General features: G+C 38.8%; 10 protein-coding genes and 4 tRNA genes. 9 read left to right on the plus strand and 5 right to left on the minus strand.

Features of this window, described 5'->3' with window-relative positions; all coding sequences use genetic code 11:
• Positions 1-33 precede the first annotated feature (33 nt).
• From cysK to EMK97_RS00695, 4 genes are all read right to left on the minus strand, one after another.
• Positions 34-1029, minus strand: a complete 996-nt coding sequence (cysK, locus tag EMK97_RS00680) for a cysteine synthase A (RefSeq protein ID WP_130598491.1) — start codon at positions 1027-1029, stop codon at positions 34-36.
• 220 nt (positions 1030-1249) lie between these two features.
• The gene (locus EMK97_RS00685) at positions 1250-1705 is read right to left on the minus strand and encodes an META domain-containing protein (RefSeq protein ID WP_130598493.1); all 456 of its coding nucleotides are present in this window, start codon (positions 1703-1705) and stop codon (positions 1250-1252) included.
• A gap of 10 nt (positions 1706-1715) precedes the next feature.
• Positions 1716-4079 (minus strand): carbohydrate binding family 9 domain-containing protein, encoded by a 2364-nt coding sequence (locus EMK97_RS00690; RefSeq protein ID WP_130598495.1) that lies wholly within the window; start codon positions 4077-4079, stop codon positions 1716-1718.
• An 88-nt stretch (positions 4080-4167) separates the two neighbouring features.
• Entirely contained in the window at positions 4168-6528 is a 2361-nt protein-coding gene (locus tag EMK97_RS00695) for a carbohydrate binding family 9 domain-containing protein (protein WP_130598497.1), read from the minus strand.
• Between the two features lie 199 nt (positions 6529-6727).
• On the opposite strand from EMK97_RS00695, the gene EMK97_RS00700 reads away from it, so the two are divergent.
• The 9 genes from EMK97_RS00700 to EMK97_RS00740 all read left to right on the plus strand — a co-directional run bounded on the left by EMK97_RS00700 (position 6728) and on the right by EMK97_RS00740 (position 12893).
• A complete protein-coding gene (locus tag EMK97_RS00700) occupies positions 6728-7444 on the plus strand; it encodes a DUF599 domain-containing protein (RefSeq protein ID WP_130598499.1) in 717 nt (238 codons plus the stop codon).
• Positions 7445-7448: 4 nt separating this feature from the next.
• Positions 7449-7946: a DUF2919 family protein gene (locus EMK97_RS00705; RefSeq protein ID WP_170176691.1), complete on the plus strand. Its 498-nt coding sequence runs from the start codon at positions 7449-7451 to the stop codon at positions 7944-7946.
• 12 nt (positions 7947-7958) lie between these two features.
• Complete coding sequence (gene dnaQ, locus EMK97_RS00710; protein WP_130598503.1) at positions 7959-8729, plus strand: DNA polymerase III subunit epsilon; 771 nt, start codon at positions 7959-7961, stop codon at positions 8727-8729.
• Complete coding sequence (locus EMK97_RS00715; protein WP_246028846.1) at positions 8717-10051, plus strand: TIGR03503 family protein; 1335 nt, start codon at positions 8717-8719, stop codon at positions 10049-10051. The genes dnaQ and EMK97_RS00715 overlap by 13 nt, the downstream gene beginning before the upstream one ends.
• A 183-nt stretch (positions 10052-10234) precedes the next feature.
• Positions 10235-10311, plus strand: a tRNA-Asp gene (locus EMK97_RS00720).
• 64 nt (positions 10312-10375) lie between these two features.
• A tRNA-Asp gene (locus EMK97_RS00725) sits at positions 10376-10452 on the plus strand.
• A gap of 64 nt (positions 10453-10516) precedes the next feature.
• A tRNA-Asp gene (locus EMK97_RS00730) sits at positions 10517-10593 on the plus strand.
• Between the two features lie 62 nt (positions 10594-10655).
• A tRNA-Asp gene (locus EMK97_RS00735) sits at positions 10656-10732 on the plus strand.
• A 340-nt stretch (positions 10733-11072) separates the two neighbouring features.
• Positions 11073-12893, plus strand: coding sequence for an acyl-CoA dehydrogenase C-terminal domain-containing protein (locus EMK97_RS00740; protein WP_130598505.1), 1821 nt, complete (start codon positions 11073-11075; stop codon positions 12891-12893).
• Positions 12894-12975: 82 nt separating this feature from the next.
• Here EMK97_RS00740 and EMK97_RS00745 read toward each other — a convergent pair whose 3' ends face one another.
• The gene (locus tag EMK97_RS00745; protein WP_130598507.1) at positions 12976-13662 is read right to left on the minus strand and encodes a TetR/AcrR family transcriptional regulator; all 687 of its coding nucleotides are present in this window, start codon (positions 13660-13662) and stop codon (positions 12976-12978) included.
• Positions 13663-13698 lie beyond the last annotated feature (36 nt).

Below are 13698 nucleotides of genomic sequence, written 5' to 3' on the forward strand. Positions count from 1 at the left end.
GTGTCTTTTTATCAGAGTAAATGCTTTTTGCTTTTACTGTACTAATTCTTTATCAGAAAAGCTTTCTGCAAATAATGGGCTAGAAAGGTAACGCTCTGCAGAGCTTGGTAAGATCACCACGATATTCTTACCTTGATTCTCTGGTGCTTCAGCTAAACGTTTTGCAGCAACTACGGCAGCGCCTGAAGAAATACCGGCTAAAATACCTTCTTCTTTCATTAAGCGGTGAGCCATATTCATCGCATCTTCATTGCTTACCGTTTCAACGGCATCAACCATTTCTAAATCTAAGTTACCAGGAATGAAACCAGCACCAATACCTTGAATTTTGTGAGGACCAGGTTGTAACTCTTCACCAGCAAGTGCTTGAGAAATAACAGGAGAGTCTGTTGGCTCAACAGCAACGGTAGTAATTTTTTTGCCTTCAGTTAACTTAATGTAACGGCTTGTACCTGTTAATGTACCACCCGTACCAACGCCAGCAACGAAGATATCAATATTACCTTCAGTATCGCGCCAAATTTCAGGGCCAGTGGTTTCTTCGTGAATTTTAGGGTTAGCTGGGTTGTCAAACTGACCTAATAATACATATTTATCTGGGTTTGACTCAGCAATTTCTTTAGCACGAGCAATGGCACCATTCATGCCTTTAGCACCATCAGTAAGTTCTAATTTTGCGCCAAGTGCAGCTAAAAGTTTACGACGCTCTAAGCTCATCGTATTTGGCATAGTAAGGGTTATGCCATAGCCGCGTGCTGCAGCGACGAAGGCTAGGGCAATACCTGTGTTACCACTGGTAGGCTCTACAATCTCTTTACCTTCAGTTAATAAGCCTTTTTCTTCTGCATCCCAAACCATGCTTGCACCGATACGGCACTTTACGCTAAAGCTTGGGTTTCTTGCTTCAACCTTTGCATAAACGTTAGCACTTGCTTGACCATCGCTGTTTTTTTCATTAATAACGCGATTTAATTTCACTAATGGCGTGTTGCCAATAGATGTTGAATTATCTTTGAATATTGTAGACATTTTGAAACCCTATGAATTATTTTCATTAACTGTATAAGGTTAGCTAGTTATACTAAAAAAAGAAGTGATATTTTGTTATATCTTATATAGCAAAATGGAATAGATGGCTAATTATCTAGTATAAAATAGCCGCCATGCCTTAACTTGATTTGATAGTTTAAGCATGGCAAGGGGCTATGCACCTTTTACGCTAATAATATCGATAAAAGTGCGATATAAATTAGCGCGATATAGTTTGACTGCGACTTGCTTTAAAAACGACTTGGTTGTTTTCGTTATAAAGGTAAAGCATGTCGTGCTTTATTTGATAATGCCTTACCTTAGCTAGTGTTTTCAAAAAGCGTGCTTCTTGCGTCATTAAACTTTCAGTACACATTCTTCTGGTGGTTGCCACTTTCGTGATTGATAATTTTTCTGCATTTTTATTGTAGCGTGCGGAAATATTATTGCATGAAGCTGAGCCTGCTAGCTTATTTTTCTCTAAAAAAATGAGCTTAGCTGGGCTTTTATCAATAACTGGTTTGCTGTCAATATACTCAACTAGCCAATGACCTATTAATTGCTGGTTTGCCTTGCCAGGCGGTACTGTTGATGTAGCAGAAGGCTTGACGTTATTGGCGCAGGCGCTCAAAAATAATATCAGCGTCATAGTTAAAGCGGTGATAGAGGTTTTCATAAGCGCTCCTTTAAGGCATCCACGAATAACTTAATTTAGTGAAGAAGGTTCGTTTTTCTCGCGTTAGTTTACTTAGCTCATCGTCTTGAAAGCTACTATCTGAGTAACCTAAGAAAAACACGGTTTGTGGATTAAGTTTATACGCATATAGCAGTTGAGTGGATAAATAATTGTTTTTTTCTGATACCGCGATATGCGGATTATTATGTGGGTTTCTATCTATATTGGTATACACCATGCTGAGCTTGATATAGCTTTGCACATCAAATTGATATGAAAGTCTTAAGTCAGTTAGGTTAGCGGTATAAACGTTATCACTGTATTGTCTATTTTCGTTGTCAGCATCAAGCTGACTATAGGTTTGACTTAAGTCGAGCTCTAAGTGCTTGGTAATATGCCAAGTAACATTAGTCGCCACTTCTGTTAATTCACCTAAGCGATCATTGTTGTAATCTATTTTGTCACCTAAGGTGAGATCAACATAAAAGAATAGTCGGGCATGAGGTTGTGCTTCAGCAAATATGTTCAGTTGATTTTCTGTGAAGGTGGTGGTGTTGCCCTCAATTGCTAACGAGCTATCGTCATGTCTTAAGCCTACTTTATCGGCATTGCTTAAGGTAATATCAAGAAAAAGCTGTTTCGGGCCATCTATTTCAAAGTTAGTGCTGATATAACGCTCAATAAACTCACCATTTTCATTATGGTGTAAGTGCCAATTACCCGAAAGTTTTGCTTCTTGCCAAAGACTGTTTTGCTCAGCGTAGAATAACCGTGACAGCCTAGCTTGTGATTTTTGCAAATCAACTTTTGGCATATAACCTAAATCAGCGCGAAAGTTTTTACCGATATTTTCATGGCCTAAGTGAGCTTGCCAGTATTCAGAGTCGTGATTAAAGTCGAGCTTATAAGTTTGGTCGCTAAATTCACCTTCGCAATCACTGTCTAGGCAAAAGCTTTTATATAAGTCATCTGGGTATTGCGTGCTGGAGGTTAAAAACTGTGCTCTCACGGCATTAGAGTCATTAAACCGGTATTTGCCATCAAAACCTGCAACATAGTTATGGTAGTTATCAGATTCTCTGATGGTTGAAATAGCACCAAGTGAAAGGTCTTCATTATGATCGTAGCGATACCTTAAGGCAGCTGAATGACTGTCTTGTTTTAACGTGGCAATATCTGAGCTTAAATTGCCCGGCATAAAGAAGTTGGTTTCAGTATCATTGGTCATAAATACACCGTAGCTGTGCTTTTGTGCTCGACCAGTAAATTTGGCCCCGTAGTCAGGAGCAACGATGTTTCGCGTGTAAACTAAATCATAATTAGACTTAAAGTAATCGCTGTTATCTAAAAAGAAGGCACGCTTTTCATCGTAAAATAACGAAAAGGTTTTATTAATACTTAATTGACCCGCATCAGCTTCAACGGTGGAAAAGTCAGGATTGATTGTGGCGTTTAAAGAGTTGTTTGCATCAATACCCCAGCGTAAATCTAAGCCTGCCGCCATGTCGTTATCATCTTGCCACTGACTATTGGGAGCATAGATATCTTTAGTTTGATTTTTGCTGGCGGTAACGGCTGGTGTTAAGCGAATATTATTGCCAGTTTCAGCATTAGCAAAACCAACGGCCTCGGGGTATTGGCAAAGCCAGCAGGGGTTATCTCTATCAAGCGGCGTATGTGAGATTCGTAAGGTAGTTTCTCTTGGGTAAATACGCAGTAGCTCAATCGCCCATTGCTTTTCTTTGCCGTCTTCTTCAAAGTTGAGAATATTGTAGGGGATAGCAATTTCTACTTGATAACCACGTTCAGTGATTTTGCCATAGGAATACCAAATACCATCCCATAAATCATTGGCTTCACCGGTAATTTCATTAAAAATAGCATCGTTTTGTACACCCATAGGGTTAACAAAAAATTCGTAGTTTAAGCGGCGGTTATTATGGGTATCGAGTTTTATGCCAACAATATCATCAGACCATTTTGTGTCTCGATCACCTAAAAAACCTTGAATTTTTTCAGGCTCAGGATCATCGGCAATAAAGGCAATGTAGAGATATTTACCATTTTCAATGATTTTGGCTTCGGTGTTTATTGGGCTGGGCAAATTTTGCCACGGACTATTAACTAAATTAAGCGATACGGTATTGGCTTGTTGCCAAATGGCATCATCTAATTCGCCGTCTAAGGTAATTTCTTGGGCTAGATAGGGAACGCTAATATTACCTGAGCCGATAACGGCTAAATTTTTGCTCTCTAAATTCTCGCTTTCTATATTACTCTTGCTTGGTGAAGGCTCTTGGGCAAAACTAGTTGGTATTGAGCATAAAAAGCCACAAAGTAGCAGAGGTAAGCTATAACTGCTTAGCTTGTACATATTTCTTCCATTAATTCTTATAGACTTGATTTTCTATCAAGTTGATTTCAGGATAAATTGTTACAAATTTAAGCAGTTAAGACAATGTTTACTTAATCCAAGCATAACTGAGTTTTACAAAGGCTTTATGGCTATCTCTTGTTAAGTTGGCAAAGTCTTCTTCGCTATCTTGATGGCTAGAGTAACCTAAGTAAAACACCGTTTGTGGGTTTAGCTTATAGGCATAAAGCAATTCAGCCGAAAGGTCTTTGCTCTTAGCGGTGATATCATCGGGATCTTTGTATAGATAATTGTCAGCATTTCTATGAGTATTGTTGTAAATAACACTTAAACGTAAATAGCTCATGACATTAAATTGGTAGGTTGCTCTAATGTCGGTTAAGCGAGCAATGAAAACCTTGGCATTGTCAGCGTCTAGGCGTCGGTAGGTTTGTTTAAATTTAACTTCTAAATGCTCGTTGATATTCCAGTTAATTCTTGGGCTAATTTGCTCTCGTTGACCTAGTCGGTTGTTACTATAGTCAATGGCATCTCCACCTGATAGGTTAATATTTAAATATAAGCCAAGTATTGGCTTGATTTCAGCAAACAGTGACCACTGTTTTTCATTAAATAATGTTGTATTACCGTCGATGGCTAATGAACTTTTATCTATTCTACTGCCTACTTGCTCTCTATCTGTATATGATAAGCGAATGTATGACTCATACTTGGCGTTGAGCTGGGCATTGATATCAAACTCTCGCTCGAGTAATTCACCAGCATCGTTATGGCTGATGTCCCAGTCTGAGTAAACCTTGAACTTAGTCCACCATTGGCCTTCATCTGCATACCAGCGGCGGTCACCGCCAATAACAAATTTATTAAAGTCAACTCGTGGCATAAAGCCTAAATCACCACGGAAATCAGCATTTTGTTTATTAAAACGAGTAAAGTAATGCCAAGCGCTGTCAGTGTGAGTAAAACTTGCTTTATAGGCATAACCACTAAAAGGTTGATCATCCATCGCTCTAAGCGCAGGTTCATTATAGGTACACTCATTTAGATCACAGTTTTCTTTTTGCTCAATAACTTGGCAATCTTCTTCATTATCAATGTCGCAAAATTGCTGGAAAAAGTTAGTAGGGTACTGGGTGTTTGAGTGCAAAAATTGAAACTTGGCGACATCTTCTGTATTGAAACGAATTTGACCATCGGCTCCGTTTACCAGGTTGTGGTAGTCTTTAGCACTACGATAAGTGCTTATCCAACCTAAGGTGATATCGTCATTATAGTTATTTTGGTAGCGTAAAGCGCTTGCTTTAGATTTACCATCAATTGTCGCAATAGAAGAGGCTCTATTACCAGGAACAAGTATATTGGTGTCGCTATCATCGGTAATAAAAAAGCCTAATGAGTGCTTATTATGACGACCAGTAAGTTTCGCACCATAGTTTGGTGCATTGATATTACGGGTGTATACCAAGTTGTAGTTAGAGTCAAAGTAGTCAGCGTTATCGAGAAAAAACGGCCTTTTCTCTTCATTAAATAGGGCAAAGTTATTATTGATATTTAAGCGCGCATTATCACTTTCTACCGTGGAAAAGTCAGGATTAATGGTTGCATTTAATAGGATATCTGGTGTGATCCCCCAACGTATATCTAAACTGGCTTCAACATCATTTTCTTTATGCCAAAGCGTATCATCGTCATCATCAAGTGTTTCACTGCTGCTAGCTACAAGTGAAGGCGTTATCATTAAATTGCTGCCTTGCTTTGCTTGAGCAAAGCCTTGTGCTTTTGCTAATTGACAAATTTCACAGCTGTTACCACGATCAAGCTTAATATTAGAGATGCGCAGGTTTTGCTCTCTAGGGAAAAAGCGCATTAATTCTATACCCCAAGTTTGTTGAGGTAATTTATCGTTAAAATTTAACATTCTTAACGGCAGCGCCACTTCTACAATGTAGCCTGTTGAAGTGATTTTACCTGCGCTTTGCCAAATACCATCCCATGAGTCACTCTCTTTTTTAGTGATTTCATTTTCAATACCGTCAATTTGTACCCCGAGAGGGTTGACTAAAAATCGATAGGCGCTTCGCTGTTCGTTATAGGTGTCTAGCTTTATACCAACGAGATCATTGCCCCATGCTTTATCTCTGTCTTTTAAAAAGGCGCGTATTTGCTCAGGATCAGGATCTTGTGCAATAAATGCTAAATAGAAGGTGCTGCCATCTTCCATTAATAAGGCTTCGGTGCTGATAGGGCTAGGCGTATTATCGTATGGGCGAGTAACAATATTTAATTGCACTTTAGTAGCACTTTGCCATGCAACTTCATCAAGGTTGGCATCTATATTAATGGTATCTTGTATGCGAGCTATGTGAATTGGTGACTGTGCTTGGGCACTAACAAATAAGGAAAAGCAAAGCGTAAAAAGTACCACGAGTTTTTTACTATGAGCAAACATCAAAGCTCCAATAAATTGACGGATATATGAAAATGAGAAAAACGTTAACGCATGTTGTTTAATGTAACAGTTGATGTCAAAAAAAAAGCGATAACTGGTTGTTTAATTAAGATTAAGCGTTTTTTGACTATTTTATCCTTAACCCCATAGGTGAGTTAACGTATAATTTTTCTTACTTATCCTTGGAAGCTGTAAATAAATGCCATTTTCTATCATAGACCTCTTCGCCCTTGCTGTATTTATTCTCTCATGGCTTGGCTATACAATATTTGCCCGTAAAAAAGCGAAAACAACCGATTGCATTGCCCGTTCATTACATCAGCACCGTATTCATTGGATGTATGAAGTGGTTACCCGAGAAATTAGAGTGGGTGAGGCTGCTTTATTGGCAAATTTAGAGCGCAACATTGCTTTTTTTGCCTCAAGTACTTTGCTGATTTTAGCCGGTCTATTTACCTTATTTGCTAAAATTGAAACCTTAGAAAATGTGATTGCCTCTTTACCCTTTGCTGATTATCCAAGTCATTTAGCGATTCAATTAAAACTCGGTTTGTTGGCATTTATTTTTGTCTTATCATTTTTCCAGTTTACCTGGTCTATGAGGCAGTATGGCTTTTTAAATGTCATGATAGGTGCAACCCCGATAGATTTAGCCGGGCAGAATGAAAACTTAAAGGCTTATGCTAAGCAAATGGCTGTGGTGCAAGATCAAGCGGCTCATTCTTATAATTACGGCTTGCGTTCTTATTATTTTGCCTTAGCAGCTATGTGCTGGTTTTTTCATCCGGTATTATTAATGATAATGAGCCTGTGGGTTGTTTATACTTTATATACACGAGAATTTAACTCTAAAGCGGTTAGGGCAATCACAGTAGGGCAAAGAATTCTTCATCAAGAAAGAGAAAGTCAGCAGTAATCACGTGAAAGCAAGTGCAAATAAATACCAAGACTACAGTGTTAATGACTTTGATAAGTTTGATTGCTTAAAGTTATCAAAACGTTTTTATCTGACATTAATTTTTATTTTACGTGGTTATTTAGTTTGGCTGATGTCAGTGACTAATATGCGTGATAGAGTTGCCACAATTGAATGGTTATATCCAGAGAAAAATTTATTTTTCTTGAGCCTAGCCTCAGGAGTGCTCGGGTTATTTGTAGCACTGATATTAAGTTTAAGAAAACCTGATGCGCCAACTTGGGTGAAAGCTTGTTGGTCACATTGTCGAGCTATTTTAGTTATTGCTTTATTATTTGATTTGCTCATTAACCTTATTGCTTTTTATGTATGGCAATTACAATCGATTAGTTGGTTAATAACGCAAGGCGTGATAGTAGTAACTTTGATTACTGTTTGCTTTACCAGTAAACGAATTCAGTTAAATTTGGCAGAGTTTCCCGAGACGTTGCCAGAAAAATAAAAGGTGTTAATAGTGACAAGTGTTGAACAGCAAGCAAATCAACAAGATGAACGATTAATTATTCTTGATACCGAGACGACAGGTATCAATCCAAAAGAAGGACATCGAATCATTGAAATTGGTTGTGTCGAGATGATTAACCGTCAGCTGACTGGCCGAACTTATCATGCTTATATTAAACCGCTTGATCAACGCGGCCAAATGTTGGAAATGGAGCAAGAGGTTATAGATGTTCACGGTTTAACTAATGAGTTTCTTTTCGATAAGCCAGTGTTTGATGAAGTGGTACATGAGTTTATTGACTTTATTCGCGGTGCTGAACTTGTTATTCACAATGCAAAGTTTGACATTGGCTTTATGGATCATGAGTTTGCCATGTTTAATGCCCGTCATCGTAATCAAGCTGATGTACCTATGACGCATGATGTCTGTACCGTGACCGATACCTTACACGTGTCTAAAGATGAATTTGGCTCACCTAAAACACTTGATTATTTAGCGAGATTTTACAAAGTAGATAAGTTGGTTGATCGTACTTATCACGGGGCATTAATTGATGCTCAGCTGCTTGCCTTTGTTTATATTGAAATGACGCGTAAGCAGTCGGCGCTTAATTTATCGGTAGGTGAATCAAATGCACAAGATGCCGATGCAATACGTCGCGTTAGTGAAAATAGGAATAAATTAAAGATTGTTGCTGCATCTGCCGATGAATTAATAGCACACAAAGAACGTCTTGATATTGTAAGAGAAAAAGGGGGAGAGCCACTTTGGAAGAGCTAAAGCGCATTAATTTTACTCGCAAGGTAATGCGGTGCTTACTTAGTAGTAGTTTCCTTGCCTCATTTTCCTTATTTTGTGCAACGCCTACAGAGCAAACGTTTGATACTGCACAAGTGGAGTATTATCAAAACGATAACAAAACCAACCAAATCCCTTATTTTGATAACCGCTTTCGTATCGATGGTGAGCTAGAAGAAATTACGCTTATTTTTTATCGTAAAAGCGGTAGTGTCCCAATTATTTTAGTACGGCCTGACGGCAGTAAGATTAGGGTCAATAATATTGATCATGACACAGTGCAGTGGTATGACGATCGCACTTTTGACATGATTAAAATTAAAAAACCCATGCCGGGGCCATGGCAGGCCATTGGTGATATTTTACCTAATAGCCAAATCTTAGTCGTTTCTGATGTGGTTATTAAAGTAAAACCTTTACCTGAAATTGTTTTTTCTGGCGAAACACTGAAAGTAGAAGGACAACTCTTTAATGGTGATAAGACGATTGATAGCCCAAGTTTTAGGGAAGTCGTTAAGCTCGATGTTAACTTTTACAGTACCAATAATGCCAGTTATGAAAACTTTGGTGCTGACGCAATTAAAGTTACCTCGTTTCGTGATGATGGCCGAGGCTTAGATGAGTATGCTAATGACAGTACCTTTACTGGGGAGTTCGTACTAAATTTTGCCCCCGGAGAGTGGCAGCCTGTCTATCTTGTAAAATTGCCAATGGCGACCCGTGAGTTAAGGCAAACGCCAATTATGCTACATAAAACGCCTGTTGAAATTTCCGTTAAGCAATCCGATAACGAAGAGACTCCACATCAACTCAATTTAACAATTGATAGTACCTTTGTTGATCCTGATAGTTTGGTCTTTCAAGGAAAAGTTACTTTTCCTGATAGGCAGGTCGAACCTTTTTCAATTATGGATGAGAAAGGCAATACCAGAGAGAAAGATTTTACTTACACCGAACCTGGTATTTATCGTATCAATATGAGCGCATTTGGCAAAACAATCGCTGGCAGAGAGTTTCGTTTGGTGGTGCCTGAGTTTACTTTTCATGTTAAGCCAACCGCAGAGCAAGCAGAGGCTATGCTGTTATCAGAAAGTGATTTAACCGATACCGGTGCTGATATGTCACAAGAGGCCATAACTGATATGGCAGTAGAAGAGCCGTTAGTTGTTGAGCAAAAGCCTGAATTAAACGAGCAAAGCCGATTATTAATCATCGCTGGCGGTAACGCTATTATCATTGCATTAGCATTTGCCGTGTTTATTTTTATTAAGCGAAAGGGCAAGTCGAAAAAGATAAAGAAATAACATTATCATTGTTTTTTATAGTGATAATGGAAAATAGGACAAAATTCGCTGTTAAAATCATCATTTTGATTAGCATTTGTCCATACAGTAATTTTTATTAAAAAAGTGGTTGACTGCGGCGTCTCTTAACCGTATTATCTCGCCGCATTCAACGAGACGCTGTTGAATGTTAGCAAAGATCGCGGAGTGGTAGTTCAGTTGGTTAGAATACCGGCCTGTCACGCCGGGGGTCGCGGGTTCGAGTCCCGTCCACTCCGCCAATTTTGCATAATCATCATAAATGATGCGAAGTAAGTTTCGTTAAAAACTTAACGCGAATAATGCGGAGTGGTAGTTCAGTTGGTTAGAATACCGGCCTGTCACGCCGGGGGTCGCGGGTTCGAGTCCCGTCCACTCCGCCAATTTTGCATAATCATCATAAATGATGCGAAGTAAGTTTCGTTAAAAACTTAACGCGAATAATGCGGAGTGGTAGTTCAGTTGGTTAGAATACCGGCCTGTCACGCCGGGGGTCGCGGGTTCGAGTCCCGTCCACTCCGCCAATTTTGCATAATCATCATATATGATGCGAAGGAAGCTTCGTTAAATACTGTAAGCGAATAGCGGAGTGGTAGTTCAGTTGGTTAGAATACCGGCCTGTCACGCCGGGGGTCGCGGGTTCGAGTCCCGTCCACTCCGCCAATTTGTTTAAATCAATTAGTATTTCTTATTATATTCCCTCTTTATTGATTCATGCCCGTTTAGGGTTTTTCGTGTTTCTAGTCCATAAATTTATTGTTCAACTCTTAAGTACTTTTTTATTTTTGTTCAAGTGGTTGAGCTAGCTTTGCTTCACTTCAGTTAACTTCGTAAATCTTTCATCTTCAGTACTCGCTAATTTTTCTTTCATAACCGTTCATGAGAAATTGTTTTAGGTGTTCTTGTTTGTCTCATTTTAAAAAAAACTTGCATTAGTGGTACGACCAGTGTTTAATCAAGACATAATTATTCTTAAAGTCGTTTATATGAGTGGAGCTCATTTATGCTTAGTTACAAAGCCCCAGTAGCAGATATTAAATTTTTGATTGAAGATGTCTTTGATTACTATGGTCATTATCAGAAAACACCTGAATTTGAAGAAGCAACGCCTGATTTAGTGGATGCGATTTTCCAAGAATGCGCTAAGTTCTGTGAAAATGAGTTATTACCTTTATATCAAAGTGGTGATAAAGAAGGTTGTCGTTTTGACAATGGCCAAGTGTTTACACCAAAAGGCTTTAAAGAAGCGTATCAGCAATATGTAGAGGGTGGTTGGCAGTCGTTATCTCATCCTGTAGAGCACGGTGGCCAGGGCTTGCCCCCTTCGCTAGGCATGGTGAAGTCTGAAATGATGGGTACGGCAAACTGGTCATGGGCTATGTACCCAGGTTTAAGCCATGGTGCAATGAATACGGTGCAAACTCATGGTAGCGAAGAGCAAAAAGAGCTTTATCTAACGCGTTTAACTGAAGGTACTTGGACAGGCACTATGTGCTTGACTGAGCCGCAATGTGGTACGGATTTAGGTCAAGTTAAAACGAAGGCAGTACCTAACGGTGATGGTACTTATAGTATCACGGGTACTAAGATCTTTATCTCTGCTGGTGAACATGACTTAACTGAAAATATTATTCATATTGTACTGGCACGACTGCCAGATGCCCCGGCGGGAACTCGTGGTATTTCATTATTTATCGTACCTAAAATTCAAACCGATCAACAAGGTAACTTAGGTGAGTTTAATAATGTAAGTTGTGGTTCAATTGAAGATAAAATGGGCATTAAGGCATCTGCAACAGCAGTATTAAACTTTGATAATGCTCAAGGCGTGCTTATAGGCCCAGAAAATAAAGGCCTAGAGTGTATGTTTACCTTTATGAATACCGCACGTATTGGTACAGCATTACAAGGGGTATGTAGTGCTGAATTGGCTTACCAAAACTCATTAACTTATGCTAAAGAACGCCTATCTATGCGCTCTTTAACAGGCAAGAAATATCCAGAGCAAGTTGCTGATCCTATTATTGTTCACCCTGATGTGCGCAAAATGTTAATGACACAAAAAGCGATTTCTGAAGGTGGTCGCGCCATGATTTATTATGCCGCTAAATTAGTGGACGATATTGAAATGGGCAAAACTGAGCAAGAAAGAGTTGAAGCGGATGAACGACTTGGTTTTATTACCCCTATTTTGAAAGCTTTTTTAACTGAGCTTGGTTTAGAAAGTGCTAACCATGGTTTGCAAATTTTTGGTGGTCATGGCTACATAAAAGAGTGGGGCATGGAGCAAATTGTACGTGATGCGCGTATTTCAACGCTTTATGAAGGAACAACGGGTATTCAAGCATTAGATTTACTGGGACGAAAAATACTATTAACTCGTGGCAAGTCATTAAATAACTTCACTAAAGAAGTGTTGATGTTCTGTAAAGACAAAAGTGTTTTATCTAAAAACCCTCATAAACGTCAAATGAATAAGTTTATTTGGCCATTAAGTAAAGCGGTTGCTAATTGGCAGCAATATTCACTAAGAATTGCACTTAAGGCGAAGAAAAATCGCGACGTTGTTGGCTCAGCATCTGTCGATTACTTAATGTATTCTGGTTATATTGTTATGGCGTATTTTTGGGCGCAAATGGCTCAATCAGCATATGAAAAGCTGGCAACGGATGTTGAGAACAGAGACTTTTATCGAGCGAAAATTAAAACGGCTGAGTTTTACTTTGAGCGTTTACTTCCTCGTTGTAAAGCCCATGCAAAAACTATGATGGCAGACCCAAAAACTTTGATGCAATTAGATCAAGAGTTACTTTCTTTCCTTTAGTTATAAAAGTAATGTAAAAAAACGCACTACATGTAGTGCGTTTTTTTGTTGCTACGTTTTTTGTAGCTAGATAATAGAAAATTTATTTTAAGCCCATTACCCAGCCAATGATTTTTCGTGTGGTTGTCTCTATTTCTTTTACATCTATAGATTTTTTACATTGCGCCAAGTGACTGTATTTTAATTGAGTGAAGACAGTGCGCATTATTTTAGCATCCAACTCAGGATCAACTTTATTGAAAAAGCGGCATAAATACTCAAACGGCATTAATTGTGCCTGTTCATGCTGGCTTGCTAGTTGGCGAAGTTGCGGACTTACTTGAATCTCAGTAAATAATAGTTGTTCAACAGCCAGCGAGGTTGCTTGGTTTTGAATATGATCATGTAGATAGTTTGCTGTGATACGTGATAATTGCTTACATAGCTGCTCTTTTACGGCTACTTTGCGTAAACTTGCTTTGTCGACACTATTAATTAAGGTAAATGCTTGCTCTAAGACAGAATCGCTGCGTGATAAAATTTGCTCAGAATTTAGTTTAAATGCCTGATGAATTAATTCTTGGATATCTTTAAAGTAGTAGGTTGTAAGCGATAATTGCAATTGTGCTTGGTTGGCAATTGCTCGGTGAGTGGTGCCTTTAATGCCTTTCTCGGCTAAGACATCAATAGCAGCAATTAACACCTTTTCACGTGTACGCTCTCCTTTAGTGCGGTGACGTAATTTAGTCTTATTTGCTGTATTGAGTGTGTCGAGTTCTGCTACTGTCATAGAGGTAATTACTGTAATCTAGAAAAGAATATTAAC

Source organism: Litorilituus sediminis, from assembly GCF_004295665.1.
Taxonomy (GTDB): Bacteria; Pseudomonadota; Gammaproteobacteria; order Enterobacterales; family Alteromonadaceae; genus Colwellia; species Colwellia sediminis.